Origin of the sequence: Vibrio misgurnus, from assembly GCF_029635775.1 — a bacterium.
Taxonomy (GTDB): Bacteria; Pseudomonadota; Gammaproteobacteria; order Enterobacterales; family Vibrionaceae; genus Vibrio; species Vibrio chanodichtyis.
Window position 1 is genome coordinate 2,391,521 of sequence record NZ_CP113241.1, and the last position, 18,005, is coordinate 2,409,525.

15 protein-coding genes are annotated in these 18,005 nt (G+C 49.7%); 7 read left to right on the forward strand and 8 right to left on the reverse strand.

Annotated features, from left to right (window positions below):
* Positions 1–5: 5 nt before the first annotated feature.
* Together OOK74_RS10985 and OOK74_RS10990 are read left to right on the forward strand one after the other, a co-directional pair.
* A complete protein-coding gene (locus tag OOK74_RS10985) occupies positions 6–833 on the forward strand; it encodes a Cof-type HAD-IIB family hydrolase (RefSeq protein WP_274723318.1) in 828 nt (275 codons plus the stop codon).
* A gap of 228 nt (positions 834–1,061) precedes the next feature.
* Positions 1,062–2,606: a COG3650 family protein gene (locus OOK74_RS10990; protein ID WP_278182799.1), complete on the forward strand. Its 1,545-nt coding sequence runs from the start codon at positions 1,062–1,064 to the stop codon at positions 2,604–2,606.
* A 2-nt stretch (positions 2,607–2,608) separates the two neighbouring features.
* Here OOK74_RS10990 and OOK74_RS10995 read toward each other — a convergent pair whose 3' ends face one another.
* The 6 genes from OOK74_RS10995 to lptM form a co-directional block, all read right to left on the reverse strand.
* On the reverse strand, positions 2,609–5,095 hold the full coding sequence (locus tag OOK74_RS10995) for a sensor domain-containing phosphodiesterase (protein WP_274723320.1): 2,487 nt from the start codon (positions 5,093–5,095) through the stop codon (positions 2,609–2,611).
* Between the two features lie 199 nt (positions 5,096–5,294).
* Positions 5,295–6,236: a tyrosine recombinase XerC gene (gene xerC / locus OOK74_RS11000; protein WP_166014068.1), complete on the reverse strand. Its 942-nt coding sequence runs from the start codon at positions 6,234–6,236 to the stop codon at positions 5,295–5,297.
* Positions 6,196–6,900 carry a DUF484 family protein gene (locus tag OOK74_RS11005; RefSeq protein WP_278182800.1) on the reverse strand — a complete coding sequence of 235 codons (705 nt, stop codon included), beginning with the start codon at positions 6,898–6,900 and terminating at the stop codon, positions 6,196–6,198. The genes xerC and OOK74_RS11005 overlap by 41 nt, the downstream gene beginning before the upstream one ends.
* 13 nt (positions 6,901–6,913) lie before the next feature.
* Complete coding sequence (gene dapF / locus OOK74_RS11010; RefSeq protein WP_274723322.1) at positions 6,914–7,744, reverse strand: diaminopimelate epimerase; 831 nt, start codon at positions 7,742–7,744, stop codon at positions 6,914–6,916.
* 11 nt (positions 7,745–7,755) lie between these two features.
* Positions 7,756–9,009 carry a diaminopimelate decarboxylase gene (gene lysA, locus OOK74_RS11015; protein WP_277207281.1) on the reverse strand — a complete coding sequence of 418 codons (1,254 nt, stop codon included), beginning with the start codon at positions 9,007–9,009 and terminating at the stop codon, positions 7,756–7,758.
* A gap of 32 nt (positions 9,010–9,041) precedes the next feature.
* The gene (gene lptM, locus OOK74_RS15115) at positions 9,042–9,158 is read right to left on the reverse strand and encodes an LPS translocon maturation chaperone LptM (protein ID WP_430472253.1); all 117 of its coding nucleotides are present in this window, start codon (positions 9,156–9,158) and stop codon (positions 9,042–9,044) included.
* 75 nt (positions 9,159–9,233) lie between these two features.
* Here lptM and cyaY point away from each other — a divergent pair, with 75 nt between their 5' ends.
* Positions 9,234–9,548: an iron donor protein CyaY gene (gene cyaY / locus OOK74_RS11025; protein ID WP_274723325.1), complete on the forward strand. Its 315-nt coding sequence runs from the start codon at positions 9,234–9,236 to the stop codon at positions 9,546–9,548.
* 72 nt (positions 9,549–9,620) lie between these two features.
* Here cyaY and OOK74_RS11030 read toward each other — a convergent pair whose 3' ends face one another.
* Positions 9,621–12,152: a class I adenylate cyclase gene (locus OOK74_RS11030; RefSeq protein WP_278182801.1), complete on the reverse strand. Its 2,532-nt coding sequence runs from the start codon at positions 12,150–12,152 to the stop codon at positions 9,621–9,623.
* Between the two features lie 270 nt (positions 12,153–12,422).
* On the opposite strand from OOK74_RS11030, the gene hemC reads away from it, so the two are divergent.
* The 4 genes from hemC to OOK74_RS11050 are packed head-to-tail and all read left to right on the forward strand — an operon-like array spanning position 12,423 to position 16,507.
* Entirely contained in the window at positions 12,423–13,355 is a 933-nt protein-coding gene (hemC, locus tag OOK74_RS11035) for a hydroxymethylbilane synthase (RefSeq protein ID WP_278182802.1), read from the forward strand.
* Positions 13,356–13,387: 32 nt separating this feature from the next.
* Complete coding sequence (locus tag OOK74_RS11040; protein WP_278182803.1) at positions 13,388–14,152, forward strand: uroporphyrinogen-III synthase; 765 nt, start codon at positions 13,388–13,390, stop codon at positions 14,150–14,152.
* A complete protein-coding gene (locus tag OOK74_RS11045; RefSeq protein WP_278182804.1) occupies positions 14,136–15,335 on the forward strand; it encodes a uroporphyrinogen-III C-methyltransferase in 1,200 nt (399 codons plus the stop codon). Before OOK74_RS11040 ends, OOK74_RS11045 begins: the two co-directional genes overlap by 17 nt.
* Complete coding sequence (locus OOK74_RS11050; RefSeq protein WP_278182805.1) at positions 15,332–16,507, forward strand: heme biosynthesis protein HemY; 1,176 nt, start codon at positions 15,332–15,334, stop codon at positions 16,505–16,507. The genes OOK74_RS11045 and OOK74_RS11050 overlap by 4 nt, the downstream gene beginning before the upstream one ends.
* 104 nt (positions 16,508–16,611) lie before the next feature.
* On the opposite strand, the gene hemN is transcribed toward OOK74_RS11050, so the two are convergent.
* Positions 16,612–18,000 carry an oxygen-independent coproporphyrinogen III oxidase gene (hemN, locus tag OOK74_RS11055; RefSeq protein ID WP_278182806.1) on the reverse strand — a complete coding sequence of 463 codons (1,389 nt, stop codon included), beginning with the start codon at positions 17,998–18,000 and terminating at the stop codon, positions 16,612–16,614.
* Positions 18,001–18,005 lie beyond the last annotated feature (5 nt).

An 18,005-nucleotide genomic window follows, 5' to 3' on the forward strand; every position in this document is an offset into this window, starting at 1 on the left:
GTTTTATGACCACGTTAGCAGCACAACATCCATATAAAATCGTGGCGTCGGATCTCGACGGCACCCTACTCGCCCCCAATCATCAACTGAGCGAATTTTCCAAACAAACGCTTAAGCAACTGCATGATCAAGGGTTTACTTTTATTTTCGCCACCGGTCGCCACCATGTCGATGTGGCGGGGATCCGTGAGATTGCGGGGATCCCCGCGTATATGATCACCTCGAATGGGGCGCGAGTGCATGACCAAGACGATCAGTTGATGTACAGCAAAAACGTCCCACACGAGTTAGTGCAAGCCATCATCGACCTAGTCAAACAAGATGACCAATTGTATGTTCACCTGTATCGCAATGATGGCTGGTTGCTCAATAAAGAAGATGAAGTGCTGCGCGACTTCCATGAAGATTCTGGTTTTACTTATCAGCTATTTGATGTCAATCAAGCGCCAACCGATGGCATCGCCAAGATTTTCTTTACCCACCAAAATCAGGATCACGAACACCTAGTGCATTATGAAACACTACTTAATCAACGCTTTGGCGATAAGATTAATGTCGCATTTTCCACCCCTTGGTGTTTAGAAGTAATGTGTGCAGGCGTGTCCAAAGGTGATGCTCTGCAAGCAGTCGCCGAATCATTACAACTCAGCTTAACCAACTGCATCGCATTTGGTGATGGCATGAATGATGTCGAGATGCTGTCGATGGCAGGCAAAGGCTTAGTGATGAGCACGGCGCATCAAAAAGTGTTCAATGCGCTCCCGAATAATACCGTGATCGGCAGTAATGCAGATGATGCTGTCGCCCACTACCTACACCAACATCTGTTTTAACCCCTATGCTCTTGGCCGCTTCGGCCACATAACTAAGATGGCAGCACCCCGGCTGCCATCTTTATTTTTGGCGCGGGTAATCCGCCAAACTGGGTGCTGATCCGCAAACCGATCAATCCGATGTCCGCACTTTGTCAATTGCGCTGGCCAGTGGTTCTGATTAACTCTGGCTTTATGCGATACTGCTGTCATCTAACAGCCCTCCATATCAGCTAAAGGAATCGAACCATGCGAGTGTTGCCTCTCGGCGCTATCTTATGCGCCATCTTGTTGCAAGCGTGCTCTACCAACCGATTATCAACCCAACAGTCAGAGTCAACGCCAACCATCATCGCGACACTCGATAAACCAGAAACGATTCAACCTGCGAGTTTTATGCTGCGTGGTGAGGTGGTCATCGGTCATGAATTACAGCGCTTTACCCCATGTGGCAGTCAGCAGCAGTATTGGCTCAATTTATCAGCCGAACAGTTACGCGATGCGCTCGCGCTTAATCTTAGCCCTTATCAACCACTGTACGGTGAAATAGTCGGCACCTTATTGCCACCGAGCCAAACTGGGTATAACGGCGATTATGTCGCGCGTATTGCGGTGCAAAGTATTAACCAGTTGAGTAGAGAACAGCGTGGTTGTGAACAGCCGATCCGCCCAACCCGAGCCTTTGGTAATGAACCATTTTGGTCACTGCGCTTTGTCGACGATGGCTTACAATTCCAGCCGCGAGGTGGGGCGAAACAGCACTTGTCCATCACTCGCACGCAACTCAGTGCCACTCAACGCCGTTACCAATTTGAGGGCGGGGAACTCGAACTAGAACCAGCAAAGTGCCAAAATGGTACAGAGCAAACGCTTTACCAATGGCGTTCTAAACTGTCATTGCAAGGCGGCCATTATCAAGGCTGTGCCAGCTTAGCCAATCTCGATCCCACGTTGGAATGGAGCGGAGTGTATTTTGCCCGCTCGACGGCACAAACCGGTTTTAGTGTCAGTCTCAGCTTGGAGCCGGATCATACCGCGCAAACCCGCTATGAATATGCCGATGGGCAGCTGCCAATCATCGAACAAGGTTATTGGCAGCAGCTCAATCCCAATCAAATCCAAGTGGTGATGACACGCCATCAGCAGCAATATTTACTCTCGGAGCGGATCTTTACTCGCGATGGCGATCAACTGATTACCCAACAAGAAAAAGTCGGTCCATTGATCTACCCGATCGCCAATGGTGGCTTAGTGCTCTTTCGTTCCTTAGTCGAACTGAGTGATAGCATTGCGCCACCGGCAGTGGGTCAAGCCGCACTGTTCGCACAACAGATCTCCGGGCGAGCGGATTATCGAGCAGATGTTGATCAAGCGATCCGCCGCTATTTCGCCTTACATCAAACCGCCACCGATGATACCCAATATCGCTGGCTCGAATACGATCTGAATGGTGATGAACAGCCAGAACTATTGGTGCAATTGGATTGGTGCGGTACTGGCGGTTGTACCTTGCTTATTTTTGAACAGCATCAACAGCAGTGGCGCTTTAATAGCCGGATGACCTTAGTCCAAAATCCGATCCGCTTAGGTCAACAAACCCATCATGGTTGGCGAGATTTAATGCTCAGTGTCAGCGGTGGAGGAGCTAAGCCTGCGGTGCATCGTTTGCAGTATAATGGTATCAGCTATCCGCTCAATCCGAGTATGGCTCCAGAAGCAGAGGCTGAGCAGATCAGCCAAGTTCTGCTGTTTGCCGATGGTTTATCGCCCAGGCAAGCGGGGCTTAAACTGTAGATTTAACCTAATCGTGTCGGTCGACCGAGGAAATAACCCTGTAAGTAGTCGACCCCCATATCTTCACTGATCCGGCAAACGGCTTGGTTGTGAACAAATTCAGCCACCGTTTTGGCATTCAGGACCTGACACAATTTGACCAATTGCTCGGCAATCCGGCGCTGCTTAATATCTTGATCGATATTGCGGATCAAACTGCCGTCTAGCTTAATCACTTGCGGCTCGAGTTTGACGATTTCATCAATATTGGAGTAACCGCTGCCAAAATCATCCACGATGATTGTGGCCCCTAATGAACGGAAATAGTTACACACCTCGATCATCCGCCCATAATCTTTAATCCGCTCACTCTCTAATACTTCCAACCCAACCCGGGTTGGATCAGCCAGCGATTGGATTGCCGCCTCTAAGTGCAGTAGCGTGCGCTCACTCATTAAATCCTGTGGGGACAGATTGATTGAAAATGCTTCTGATCGATGACGCATCATAGTGAAAGTGTGACTGATCATCTGACGACTCAAACGAGTATAGAGATGAGTATCAGTAATGATCGGTAAAAAATATCCAGGCAGTAGAATCTCACCGTCATCTTCAATCCGCACCAAACACTCATACGAGGCCACAATATGGTTATGCGCCTGGCAGATCGGCTGGGCGTACGCCACCACATCATCACGCAGTACTGCGCGACTCACGCGTGATAATCCATTGAGTCGCTCTTGACGCTCACTGTCTTGCACTTTAAGCCGAGCCGCATTACAAAAATGGCGATTATTATTGAACGCATGGCGGCGAGCCTCGATGGCGCGCAACAGCAGCTCATCTGGGGTATGTCCGGTAAAATCATGCTGGCTGACTAATCCTGCGCACAAAGAGATCGACAGATAATCAACGGTTGGCAAGCCACCCGGTTCGAAATTAACGTGCTCTAACTGTTCAACAAATTTATAGAAATGACTATGAATACGCAGCGCATCAGCCTGAGAATAAAATACCGTCGCCCACTCACCGACACCAATCGCATATAACCAACTGCGTTCGTTTAATTTCAAATCCAAATATGCTTGAAACTGAGCACTCAAATCACGCAGCAGCTCATCGCCAACCGGATAGCCGTATTTTTCATTGATTTGATTAAAATTGGTCACTTTCAGCACCACTAAATGCTCATGCTCAGTGAATGCCAATAAACGCTCACGCAACACGACGCGATTAGGTAACCCGGTGCGTCGGTCACGCCGATAGCTGGCGGTCAATAATGCCGTTTGTGAACGGATCTGCTGAGCTAAGTTATCGGTCATTACATCTAAATCATAAAACGCATGACGGATCAGATTAAATAGCGGCGCAGTCATTCCTTGAGAGTAGTTGGGTAAACGAGCCAGCGGCTTGCTCTGCGGCTCACCTTCACGCAGTGCCAGAAAAGTCATGCTGTGATGCCTTACTTGTTGTTGACCATGCTCATACAGCAGCTCTCCCCAACAGTAACAACCATTCGTTTGTGCCACAACTTGCAGTGGCTGCAACTCATAGTTTTCGTGCATGAAATTCAAACGCAATGCGCAGTTAAACACCCACACTTGTTGATACTGTTGAGCCTGCAATTGCTGAGCGGTGAGGCACACTCGCTCTAGGGTTAAACTCGGATGGTCAAAACAAAAACGGACTTTATCTTGCAGCGCAAGTGGGCGGTTAAAACGCAGTCCCCCTTCTGGGGCGATACCCAGTGGCAGATAGATATCTTGCAGCCGACACTTACCTTTCATCAACGGAAAGCTGATCAGCCCACCATCGGCAAACTCGATCTGGGTACCTAAATTGCGTTGATACACCGCTTCGATCGGCTCATGATCGAGACTAAGCAGCCGATCGCCCTCAACGCCAGTAACATGATAACTACGCCCAACCGGCTGCCATTCGGTGTAACCACCTACTTCAACGCATAAGGCATCGCTATGTAACGCCACTGCCACCGTGGCTTGTTGGTAGCACTCTTCATCCAATAGTACCCAATGTCCGGCTGAGGTTTGTTTAGCCGCACCACCGGCAACAGGCACCGCAACACCACGGCTATTGTGCAGCGAAAAACGAGGCGCTTGTAAGGTCTCCATCTGCCATGAAAAGCACAGTACCGCTTGTGAGAGGTCATTAAGCTCTAATTGGCGTGCTAAACACTGACCATCCGCCACATAATCGTTACTGTAGGCTACCACGGTCGCGCTAAGCGCGGTTTGTTCAAAAACCGTTATTTGCAACAAGGTAGTTTGATGGTGGATTTCACCTTCGAAAATGACTTGCTCAGCACTGCAACCAATCAGGCAAGCCAATGGAAATTTAGTGAGGATCTGGCGAGCCAGTTGCTGTACTTGCTCACAACTCCATGGTGAAAAAATCTGCACCAATACAGACTGTCCATGAACAAGATCGACGGTATCGAGCACTGTGGCTGCCGATACCAAATCAGGGATAAGGCGAGAAACCGTAAACATAAAAAATGGACAGACTGGTGAAGTATTGACCCATTATGCAATGCAATCGTTACCGCAGACTATACTCAATAATTAGGCAATGTGATTTTTGTGAACAAGCATTATGCACTTAATTTAACATCATTTGAGTGAATGGATTGATTTTGCCCCAAACCAATGATGTGCTTAGTTAGATCACCCGATCTTCAATGAATGATGCTTAATCTTTACTCTTTTTGCGCGCCCGAGGATGGGCTTGATCGTACACCTGAGCCAGATGCTGAAAATCGAGATGAGTATAGATTTGCGTAGTAGCGATATTCTCGTGACCGAGCAGCTCTTGCACCGCACGCAGATTATTGCTCGACTCCAACATATGGGTAGCAAACGAGTGACGCAGTTTATGTGGGCTGATATGACTGGCAACCGCCTGCTTTTGCCCCCATTCGGCCATGCGTTTTTGCACACTACGGTGCGAAATCCGCGTCCCCAGCTTGGAGACAAACAGCGCCGCTTCATCATTGACCGCAAACTGGCTACGCAGTTTGAGCCACTCACCAACCCACTTCTGGGCCTGCCCAGCAAACCAAACTTTGCGCTGCTTATTACCTTTACCAATCACGCGGATTTCGCCTTCGCGCAGATTGAGATGTTTGACATCAATCGACACCAATTCCGCCAAGCGCAGCCCCGAACCGTACATCAGCTCCATCATCGCGCGATCACGGATCGCCAGCGGATCATCATCGGTCACTTCCAGTAACTGCGCCATTTCATCGACATCAAGATTTTTTGGCAACGGGCGTTGCTTGCGTGGAGCAGATACCCCTTTAGCTGGATTGGCCTGTAGCTCACCACGTAAGATCAGAAAATCGAGAAAGCTGCGCAGTGAGGACAAGCGCGTGGCAATACTGCTGGCTTTCATACCTTGCCGCTTGCCAAGCACCACTAACTGACGCACCCAACCCGCATCGAGCTGTGACCAATTAACCAACCCAAGCTTGGCCAAATACTGCGCCATGCTTTGCAACTGCTGTTTATAGTTACGCTGAGTGTAAAGGCTGAGCCCCTTTTCACTATGCAGATAAGCATAAAAACGCGCCAACGGCTCGGCTAAGGTGTTAGGAAGCGGGGTGAACTCTTCGATCTTGCTCTTGGTCATAATACTGCCATGGTAACGTCTCGATTAAATGGACTAAAACTAACGCCAAATGACGTAAAAATAAGGTGTCCATACTCGGCTGGAAGTGACCGCCATCTTCACTGGCAAAGGCCAAAATACCTAAGGCAGAGTGACGCTGCAAAGGCAATACCACGTATGATCCCATTTCTGGAGCGGGTAGATCGCCCAGTAAACTTTGCCGATCCGCCTGACGTAAACGGCCCAAATAAGCCGATTTACCGTTAAAATGATTGGTCGCAAAACGCTGCCAATCTTCACTGGCCAAGCCATATTGATCATCATCGCGAGTCAATAAACGCAAATAAGCGCGCAGATTAAGCGCCTGTGCTTTCACCTCAATCGCTTGCACCACGTCTTGCAGTGACGCGCATTTGAGGATCTGCTCTTGCAAGGCCATAAATTCATGGAAAGTGCGATCATTATTGGCCGCCAGTGACATCAATGAGGCGATCTGCTGCTCGAGCTCTTCAATTCGCTGCCGCTGGCGTGCCAGTTGAATATGGGTCAGTGAGACGGCCGCCGAGCCAGAAGGCAAGGTGAGGCGCTCAACCAGTTCGCTATGGCGCTGAAAAAAATCACCATGCCGCTCAAGATATTCGACTACTCTCTGCTCACTCAGCGCATCGGTTGTTACCTGAAACAAAATTGCACCTCAATTAGCACGAGATTTGACCATCGTAGATATGGGTCGCAGGACCAGTCATATACAGCGGTTTACCGGGACCTTGCCAACTGATTTCCAGTTCGCCACCCGGCAGATGCACTCGCACTTGTTCAGCCAACAGCCCTTGTACGATGCCCACTGCCACTGCGGCACAAGCACCACTACCACAGGCTTGGGTTTCACCTGCACCACGTTCATAAACTCGCAGCTTAATCTCGTCTCGGCTCACCACTTGCATAAAACCAGCGTTGACCCGCTCAGGAAAGCGTTCGTGCGACTCAAGCAACGGCCCCAAACTGGCCACTGCCGCAGTGCTGATCTCATCAACCACGCTCACAACGTGTGGATTGCCCATACTTACCGCACCGCAAAACAGGGTTTGCTCGCCGACTCGCAAAATATAGGTTTTTTCAGTTTGTTTAGCCCGAAATGGAATTTTACTCGGTTCAAATTCTGGCACACCCATATTGACGGTGATCAGATCTTCCTCTTCCACATTGAGCACCATCTTGCCTCTTTTGGTACTGACATTGATGGTGTATTTGTTGGTCAACCCTTTCATGCGAACAAAGCGAGCGAAACAGCGCGCACCATTGCCACACTGTTCAACTTCACTGCCATCAGCATTGAAGATCCGGTAATGGAAATCAGACTCTGGATCGTAAGGGGCTTCAACCACCAACAACTGATCAAAACCAACCCCGGTATGCCGATCCGCCAAGCGACGGATCAATTCCGGAGAGAAGAAGACGTTTTGGGTAACGCAGTCCACGACCATAAAGTCGTTACCCAAGCCGTGCATTTTAGAAAAATGGAAATGCATAGAAGATAACTTTACTCTGGTAAAACCGATTCTAATGCCCACAAACTGCTGAGCGATTCACGCTGACGCACCAAATAGGCTTGCTGGCCATCAACCATCACTTCTGCTACTCGTGGGCGAGTATTGTAATTCGACGCCATGGTAAAACCATACGCGCCAGAAGAGCGCACCGCCAGTAGATCGCCTTCTTGTAACACTAGGTCACGATCTTTACCTAAAAAGTCACTGGTTTCACACACTGGTCCCACCAAATCATAGGTTTGTGCGACCCCAGTGCGTGGGCGCAGTGGAATGATCGCCTGCCACGCTTGATATAGCGCCGGGCGGATCAGATCATTCATCGCCGCATCAATAATCGCAAAATTTTTATGTTCCGTGTGTTTGAGATACTCAACCTTGGTCAGCAACACACCAGCATTGGCGGCAATCGCGCGGCCTGGTTCAAAAATCAGCTCTAAATCTCGATGCTGCTCAAGGCGATCGAGCAACGCTTTGGCGTATTGCGAAGGCTGCGGCGGTAATTCATCGCGATACACCACCCCAAGGCCGCCCCCCACATCTAAGTGACGAATATGAATGCCTTGGGCTTGGAGTTTATCAATCAAGGCCAGCAACCGATCGGTGGCATCAATAAACGGTGCCAGCTCAGTTAACTGCGAGCCAATGTGGCAATCAATGCCATGCACCTGCAAATTCGGCAAACTGTGCGCCAACCGGTACACTTGCTCGGCACGCTCAAAGGTGATGCCAAATTTGTTATCACGTAAGCCCGTCGAAATATAAGGATGGGTTTTCGCATCCACATCGGGATTGATGCGTAGCGAAATCGGCGCGCGAACCCCTAATTCTGCCGCAACTTGATTAAGGCGGAGCAGCTCAGGCTCCGATTCTACGTTAAAGCATTTGATCTGCAATTGCAGCGCGCGGCGCATTTCGGCATCGGTTTTGCCGACCCCAGAAAACACCACCTTACTCGGATCGCCCCCAGCGGCCAGCACACGCTCTAACTCGCCAATCGAAACGATATCGAAACCTGAACCTAAACGCGCGAGCACATTCAGTACCCCAAGGTTCGAGTTGGCTTTCACCGCATAACAAATCAGGTGTGGAAAATCGCCCAACGCCTGATCAAATGCGCGCCAGTGGCGCTCTAAGGTGGCTCTTGAGTAAACGTACAGTGGCGTGCCGTACTGGGTAGCCAAATCGGCCAGAGGTACTTGTTCCGCCCACAACTGACCATCGTCCTGATAATTGAAATAATCCAAAGTGTGTTCCCTTTTCTATTCGGTCGTGTGATTTACTGAACTTGCTCACTCGGTTTGGCATCATCGGGCATATACAGTGGTCCCGTTTGACCACATCCCGCCAAGGCGAGAACCGACAACAAAAACAGTGCTGTGAATGTGTTTTTCATTGGGCATATCGTGCTTATTGAATCAATGCCCCCTATAATCGCACCACGATTAGGAAAAGCAATAGGATAGAGAAGATGAACGAAACTGAATTTCATCAAATCGTCGACCGCCAACTGCAATCTATCGAAACCATGATTGATGAAGCAGGTGCCGATATCGACTATGAGACGGTGGGCAATGTCATGACGCTGGAATTTGATGATCGCAGCCAAATCATCATCAACCGTCAAGAACCAATGCGTGAGATTTGGTTGGCTTCAAAATCGGGTGGCTACCATTTTAAATGGACCGCTGGCGAGTGGATCTGCTCAAAAACTGGCTTGGAATTGCTGACCTTGCTCAAACAGGAATGTGACAAACAGGCCGATCAGCCGATTGAATGGCGCTAAACGGCACAATATGTCATAGCAAAAAAGAGCACCGAGGTGCTCTTTTTGACTGGCGCTTAAGTTGACGGTCGCTTAAGCGTTGACCACTTGAGAAGGCTTAGAATACAAGGCGCTGTCGTTACGATACGGCACCACATAAGTTTCGCCCTCTTCAGGGTGAATAATTTGGTAGTACTGCGGCAGGTTAAAGTTGATGCTTTTAGCACCGAGTTTACTGCTGTCATCCAGGATCGAAGTATAGAAACTGTTGACGCTGGCAATCATCTCATCTTTTTCGCCATTGAACTGGTGGTAGACCTCAACCCGATTGGCTTCATCCAACACATAGATGTTGAAACCTTTCTCGGTATCTTCAAAGAAAAATTGCACTAACCCTTCACTGGCAAAGCTATCGACCACAGTGGGTAGCGGATAGTCTTCATCACGGTCTAACATCAGCAACGGCGAGCCTTTGAGCTTATTGGTAGAAATACTGCGATAAAAATCGACCGAGTTTTCTAGCCTCTGCACCGAAACGCCACGCCGCTCAAAGAATAAGCCATACATTTGATCGCCCATCCGCAGCGCCTTAAAGCGGCGACGCTTCTCTTGCTCCATCGGTTTGAGGCGTAAATCAATGCACTCCGCCAACAGTTGATAGACCAAATTACGCATCACGCCACGTAAGTTTCTGCTATAGCAGAACACATCCACCGATTCCGGTGGCAGCGCATCTTGATGCATTTTGCCCAGCACGGTTTTCAGCGCATCAAGCATCGCGGTCTGCCCTTCAAAATGCAGGGTGCGTACTTCTTGCCATGAGTTGCGATACACTAAATCAACACTGCCCACCAAACATTTTTGCTCAGTGCTAAAACTGAAAATATCGATATTTTTCAGATCGACTTTTAACGCCTTACCACTGAGCTCGCTGGTGGGATCATGCTCAAAATTGATGAACATCGCCAGTTGGCTAATTTCACAAGGGTTGGCCAATGCTTGCATGGTCGGGCGACGCTTGCTCAGCGAAAAGGTATTACGCAGATCGCTAACCATTTGGTAAAACTTATCAATATCTAGCTCGGCGGCACGCACCACCGCATGCAAGCGGGTCGATTCGGTGATCAGGCCGTTAAAAAATGCCCAAGCCACCAATTTACTGAGGTATTCATTATGCTCAAGGCAAGGCTGACCAATTAAGCGCTGCGCTTGTAGCGGCTGCTTATACAGATACCAACCCGGTTTATTGCTACGCCCAGCACACACTTCAATAAAGCTGAGGTCAGGCTCATGCAAATCAGGGGAAATTTGCGGATTGAGTAGTGTCACCTTGCCCGGTAACACTTCAAATGCAGCGTACAGTTTGCGCGCCAGAATCGAAATATCTTGCGGACTGATCGCGGAGGTAATGTCATTACGTCGCGCAAACTGGATTAAATTACGGTAGCTGAGCATCAGCGCATCCAGCAAGGCGTGGTGCACCACTTTGACTTGCTCAACTTTCCAGTGACGACGGCTATCCAATTCGGCAATCGCCGCAGGGCTCCACTGCCATCGAGTGGTGAGCTCACGCAAGGCTTCACGCCGCCACGGCATTGAACCTAGCCCCGGCTCGCGCGACAACTTTTCATGGGTTTTCAGGTAAAAACAGCGCCGCACCAAATCTAAGCGCATGGTATCACCAATCCGCTCTAAATAGCGGGTGACTTTTTCTAGCATCAGATAGTAAGAATCCATGCCATACAGATCGGGCTCATCGGCAAAAAAACGTCGTTTGCTGTCGAGGCTCAATAACTGAGTATGAGGGTATTCCCATGAGTACGCTTCAAGCAGGATCGCTTTGAGTACCGATTTATAAGGTGAATCAATGCTCTTATACAGTTGCCACAAATTGGCACCAAAATACTCTTCTGCGGGGATCCGGTTCAGTTTGCCGAAATCAATCCACTCATTGCAGTCCAAATAGCCATTGCAACACAGTTGCTCAACATATTGGTCGTAGCACTCTTCCATTTCGGGTGGCACGATCTGCCACAGCAGCCGTTTACCAGCCAAGCGTACCGCAGAGCGATAAAATTCATCCAACAACAATAGGTGCTGCGACGAACCACAGTTTTCACCACTTAACGCTTCCGAATAGTTATCCCGAAACCGCTGTTCATCAATAATAAAGAAGTTGGCTTCCACACCTTGGCTTTTGGCCCAATCGGTGATCAGCAGACATTTACTCGATAAATTGTCGCGCGCCTCACAGCTCATGCTGGCAGCCACACAGACCCAAATATCCAGATCGCTAGAGGTACTTTGGCCGATCGATGAAGTACTGCCCATGGTGTATAGGCCGAGGATCTGAGGCGACTGCGTCACGGCTAACCGCTCACCGAGGGTTAATTCAATATCATCAATAAATTGTTGCTGGATCGCATTAGCCGTGAACAGATGCACACCACATGGTGTATCAGCAGAAAAATAACCGGGGATTAAAGGATGATTAAACTGAAATAGGGTAGGAATAAAATGGACAACGCGTTGGCTTTGCAAATCCATAAGAGCCAGCGCACGTTCGATACGTTGCCGGTTTAGCTTATCAAGTCGATGGATTAAGGTCTGAGTATAAGACTGCAAGTTTGCTTCCCTGAATACCAGATAAACGCCGCTTTTTGGTTATCTTTCATGCGACCATGCCAACAAAACGTGATCAATCTAACACTTATTTCACCTTCGGTAAAGCGCTCTTGGCAGCATACCACACCTTACCCACGCCACAAGCTGGACAAAATTCAGGTCATAAATACTGCTCAGTGCCCGCTGGTTATGGACATTTTTAGTTGTAAGCATTTTTCGCTTCCAGTGATAGGATTAAGCCAGTTTAGATCAATGAACAGGAACATCACCATGACCGAGATGCCGATCCGGATTGCCACCCGCCAAAGCCCACTTGCATTATGGCAAGCCAACTATGTTAAAGAGGCTTTAATTGCCGCGCATCCCGGGTTGCAGGTCGAGTTGGTGACTATGGTAACGCGCGGCGATGTGATTTTAGATACCCCACTCGCCAAAGTGGGCGGTAAAGGGCTGTTTGTCAAAGAGTTGGAAATTGCCATGCTCGAAGGACGTGCCGATTTGGCAGTGCATTCGATGAAAGATGTGCCGGTTGATTTCCCGCCCGGACTCGGCTTAGTCACCATTTGCGAGCGCGAAGATCCGCGTGATGCCTTGGTTTCCAACCACTACGCCAGTCTCGATGACCTACCGATTGGGGCAGTGGTCGGCACTTGCAGCCTACGTCGCCAATCCCAATTAAAAGCGGCGCGTCCCGACTTAGTGATTAAAGAACTGCGCGGCAACGTCGGCACCCGATTAAATAAGTTAGATGCCGGAGAATACGATGCGATTATTTTAGCAGCCGCCGGTCTGAAACGGCTCAAACTCGCCAGTCGAATCCGCAGTTTTATCGAACCGGAAAAATCTCTACCAGCGGTTGGCCAAGGCGCGGTTGGGATTGAATGTCGTTTGGATGACCAACGGGTACGCGCACTGCTAGCGCCACTGAATCACCGTGATAGCGCAGATCGAGTACTCGCTGAGCGAGCCATGAACCTAACGCTACAAGGTGGCTGTCAGGTACCGATTGGTAGCTACGCCTTGCTCGATGGCGATCAAATCTGGTTACGCGCTTTAGTCGGTGAACCTGATGGCTCACAAATCGTGCGTGGTGAAATTCGCGGTCCACGCTCCGATGCAGAACAACTGGGGATTACCTTGGCCGAGCAACTGCTTAGCCAAGGCGCCAAAGAGATCCTGCAACGCCTCTATGAGCATCAATAAGCCGCGAACATCGCTAATCAATTGAGGGTGCTATGACAGTATTGGTCACTCGTCCGGCAGAGCAAGGTGCAGAGTTATGCCAACAGCTACACCAGCAGGGCATTGCCGCGGTGCAGCATCCTCTGATCACGCTCTCAGCTAGCCCACAACTGGTTACCCTGACCGATCATTTCGCATCCTGTGACATCATTATCGCCGTCAGCCAACACGCGGTTCATTTTAGCCACCAGTGGCTACAACATCAGCATCACAACTGGCCGACCCGGCCGCTTTATCTTGCCGTTGGTCAAAAAACCGCGCGTGTTCTCAGCAAAGCGTGCCAGCAATCAGTAGACTATCCCTCGATTAGCGACAGTGAACATCTACTCGCACTCAATGCATTGCAGCAGGTGGCCGGCAAGCACATTGTGATTTTACGCGGCAACGGTGGGCGCGAACTGATCCATACCACCTTAACCGAGCGGGGAGCCAAGGTTGACTATCAAGAGGCTTACTGCCGTGAGCAACTGAGGTTTTGTGCCAGTGAGCGGGTTGCACAATGGCAGCAGGCCCAAGTAAGCTCGCTGGTGATCACCAGTGCTGAACAACTGGATTTTTTTATTGGCCAACTGGATGGATTAAGCCTGATCTGGGCGCAAACCCTCACGCTATTTGTCCCCAGTCAACGAATTGCGGCCCACGCCGCTAAGCTAGGATTTGATCAGATTGTGATCGCCGCCAGCGCGAGCAATCAAGATTTCGTGGCGGCACTCATGCCCCAAGCAACAGGAACTCTGAGCAATGACCGACCAGCATAAACCGCAACAAGAACCTGCAACCACTAACACTAACCCCAAGTCACCGACTCCGGTCTCAAGTACCGCCAGTAGTGTGAGTGATACCGCAGCCAAACCGGCCAGCGCCAAAGCCGCGCCACCAAATCCAACTGAAGTCAAACCTCCGCCAGCAAACCAGTCCGGTAAAAAGCTGGCCACTCTCGCCTTGGTATTGGTGTTGGCTCTAGGGGCTGGCCTTGCGTATTTGCACCAACAGCAAACCAGCAAATGGCAAAGTGAGTTACAAGCCTTACGCGCAGAGTTGCAGCAAACGCGATCCGATCTCACCGCTGAGCTTGAACAAGCGCAGGCCAGTACAACGTCGCAAACTACAGCCCTTGCTCAGCGCACCGAAACTGAGCTCGAGCAACAACAGCAAAGTCTGGCCAGCTTGCAACTTACCCTCGCCGATATTCAGGGACGCCGTCCTAATGATTGGTTACTTGCAGAGGCCGACTATTTGGTCAAACTGGCCGGACGTAAACTGTTCATCGAACAGGACGTCACAAGCGCGACTCAATTAATGCAAACCGCTGACCAACGTATCGCCACCCTCAATGATCCAAGCCTGACCCCACTGCGCAAAGCGTTCGCAAATGACATTACCACGCTCAAATCAATCCCCATCATTGACCGCGATGGCTTAGTGTTACGCCTGATCAGTTTACAGCAACAAGTGGCGAGCTTACCGTTGGCCAATACGATGTTGCCCACCGAACAACCACCTCTCGCAAGCCAAGCGGTATCAGAAGATATTACCGATTGGCAAACCAATCTGCGTCGTTCACTCACCGCGTTTGCTGGCCATTTTATTACTTTTCGTTCCCGTGATGGCAATGCGATCCCATTACTGTCCCCTAGCCAACACTTCTACTTGCAAGAGAATCTAAAAGCGAAATTAGAGACCGCAATCAAAGCGGTTTACGCTCAGCAACAGGCGATTTACCACACCTCACTGACCACAGCTGCGCAATGGTCGAGCGCTTTCTTTAATGCTGAGGATCCTGCGCTACAAGCTTTCAAGAGCACATTAGAACAACTGGCTAAGCTGCAAGTGCAAGTCGAATATCCGGTCAAACTACAGAGTCAGCAACCACTCAGCGAGGCAATCAACCAACGCCTGCGTCGTAGCGTCGCGCCACTGACAACGGAGCAGCAACCATGATCCGTCTAATTTTTCTATTTACGGTACTGGGTCTTGGCCTGTTTGTTGGCACTCAATACACTGGTCAACAAGGCTATGTGCTGATCTCGATTGCCAACCACACACTCGAAATGAGCGTCACCACATTAGTGATTTTTATCATTGCCGCTTTAGCTGGGCTCTTTGCGCTCGAATGGGCGGTGAAAAAAATTCTGCGTACCGGTTTTTACACTTGGAACTGGTTTAGCGTGCGTAAACAGCGTCATTCACGTCGCTACACCAATCAAGCCATCATTAAATTGCTGGAAGGTAACTGGGCACAAGCGGAAAAAAAAGCGACACGCTGGGCCAATTATCATGATATGCCACTGCTGTGCTATCTGACTGCCGCCGAGGCCGCTCATGGGATGGGCAATCATAGCAAACGCGATCACTATTTAGCGCTGGCGGCCAAACAACCACATGCCACCTTGGCCGTTGAGCTAACCCGCGCTAAACAGCAAATCAGTCAGGGGGATCACCCTGCCGCCCTCAACACATTAACTCAGCTAGAGCAGAGTTATCCGCAACATCCTCTGCGCCTTCGCCTACTGCAACAATGCTATCAAGCGTTGGCGAAGTGGCAAGCGCAGCTCGATCTGATCCCTCAATTAACCAAAGCTAAACTCATCACCAATGCCGAAGCCCAGCAACTCGAACTGACCGCGCAAGCGGCAATTGTGCATGAGGTGGCCAACCAACAAGGTCGTGACGGGTTAGTACAATATTGGTCGAAAATGCCCAGTAAGCTAAAAACTGACCCCGATTTGCTCGCGAACGTGATCCCCCTGTTCATTCAGTATCAAGCGGATGATCAAGCATTTTCAATACTCAAACCATGTTTGCATAAACACAACCTGCCAGCGCTGTATGCGCTGCTGCCACAACTCAATCTTAGCGATCGCCAGCCGCTGATCCGCTTATTGCAACAGGCTCTACAGCGTGACCAGCATAATGCGCCAGCGCACAGCGCACTTGGCCAGCTGTATTTGCGTGAAGCACAGTGGGCTGATGCACAGCACCATCTGGAGCAAGCGCTATCACTACGCTGCGATGTCTCCGACTACGCTTATTTGGCAGAAGCATTGGATCAGCAAACCTTAACCCGCGCCGCACATGATGTGGCACGCAAGGCGCTTTCTTTGCTCAAATAGCTTAAGTTCAAGATAACGTGAGTTAAAACTATTCAGGCCACGATATTCCGTGGCCTGAATGGTTATGAGAGATTAGTGAAGAGAATAAAGCGACGGATAGAGGGTTAAATCACCCGTGAAAACTGCTGCTGTCGTGCCCGTTCACGCAGATATTTATCAAAACACATGCAGATATTACGGATCAGTAAACGCCCGCGCAGCGTCACTTCAATCATCTGTTCATCCACCGTCACTAATTGATCGTCAATAAAGGTCTGCAACAGTGCCAAATCTTGTCGAAAATAGTGGTTAAAACGCAGATTAAACTGACGCTCAAGCGCAGTTTTATCCAGCTTAAAGTTACAAATCAGCTGCTTAATCACTTCACGACGCAGTAAATCATCCTGATCGAGAGCCACTCCTTTCCACAGCGCATGGCGCATTTCGTCCACTTGTGCGTAGTATTTTTTCAGCTCTTTTTGGTTCTGAGCGTAAACGTCACCAACCATAGAGATCGCCGAAACACCAAAACCGACTAAATCACACTCGCCTTGAGTGGTATAGCCCTGAAAATTGCGGTGCAAAATGCCATTACGCTGAGCAATCGCCAATTCATCATCTGGCAGGGCAAAATGGTCCATACCAATAAACTGATAGCCAGCATCGGTCAAAGTCGCAATCGTCTGCTGCAAAATCGCCAGCTTCTCTTGCGCTGCGGGCAAATCGCTCTCTTTAATTTTACGCTGCGCCGCAAACAGTTGTGGCATATGTGCATAGTTAAAGACCGACAAACGCCCCGGGCGCATAGTCAATACTTGCTGTAGTGTCTTGGCAAAACTGGCCGCGGTTTGCAGCGGCAAGCCATAAATCAAATCCAGATTGGTCGAGTGAAAACCTAGCTGTTTAGCCCGCTCGACTAAGGCAAAAATGAACTGCTCATCTTGCTCACGGTTAACCAGCTTTTGCACTTGTTTATCAAAATCTTGCACCCCAATACTGACTCGATTAAAGCCCTCTTGGCGCAGGTGATCCAGCACCTCTAATTCAATCTCTCGCGGATCGATTTCAATGCTGATCTCGGCCTGCTCAGCAAAATGAAATTCGCTGCGTAGCAGCGTCATCAAACGACTGATTTGCGAGTGGGTTAAGAAAGTCGGCGTGCCACCACCAAAATGCAGTTGAGTCACGTTGCGACCCTGCAACAAAGAGGCGCGCTGGCGAATCTCCTGCTCCAACGCATCAAGATATTGATCCGCTTTGTGCGAATGACGGGTGATCACCTTATTGCAGCCACAGTAGTAGCAGAGCTGATGGCAAAACGGGATATGAATATATAACGACAATGGCCGCTCAGGGTACTGAGTACAAGCCATATCAAAATCAGCGATGGTAAAGGCTTCGTGAAACTCAACCGCCGTCGGGTATGATGTGTAGCGTGGACCGGAGTAGTTGTACTTATCCAAAATAGCCTGATCCCATACGATCTGTTGGCTGGGTACGACATACGACGACATAGTGA

Coding starts and splice junctions, on each gene's coding strand:
- OOK74_RS10990 (WP_278182799.1), top strand. CDS start 1,062: ATGCGAGTGTTGCCTCTCGGCGCTATCTTATGCGCCATCTTGTTGCAA.
- hemN (WP_278182806.1), bottom strand. CDS start 18,000: ATGTCGTCGTATGTCGTACCCAGCCAACAGATCGTATGGGATCAGGCT.
- cyaY (WP_274723325.1), top strand. CDS start 9,234: ATGAACGAAACTGAATTTCATCAAATCGTCGACCGCCAACTGCAATCT.
- dapF (WP_274723322.1), bottom strand. CDS start 7,744: ATGCATTTCCATTTTTCTAAAATGCACGGCTTGGGTAACGACTTTATG.
- xerC (WP_166014068.1), bottom strand. CDS start 6,236: ATGACCAAGAGCAAGATCGAAGAGTTCACCCCGCTTCCTAACACCTTA.
- lptM (WP_430472253.1), bottom strand. CDS start 9,158: ATGAAAAACACATTCACAGCACTGTTTTTGTTGTCGGTTCTCGCCTTG.
- OOK74_RS10985 (WP_274723318.1), top strand. CDS start 6: ATGACCACGTTAGCAGCACAACATCCATATAAAATCGTGGCGTCGGAT.
- OOK74_RS11040 (WP_278182803.1), top strand. CDS start 13,388: ATGACAGTATTGGTCACTCGTCCGGCAGAGCAAGGTGCAGAGTTATGC.
- OOK74_RS10995 (WP_274723320.1), bottom strand. CDS start 5,095: ATGTTTACGGTTTCTCGCCTTATCCCTGATTTGGTATCGGCAGCCACA.
- OOK74_RS11045 (WP_278182804.1), top strand. CDS start 14,136: ATGACCGACCAGCATAAACCGCAACAAGAACCTGCAACCACTAACACT.
- hemC (WP_278182802.1), top strand. CDS start 12,423: ATGACCGAGATGCCGATCCGGATTGCCACCCGCCAAAGCCCACTTGCA.
- OOK74_RS11050 (WP_278182805.1), top strand. CDS start 15,332: ATGATCCGTCTAATTTTTCTATTTACGGTACTGGGTCTTGGCCTGTTT.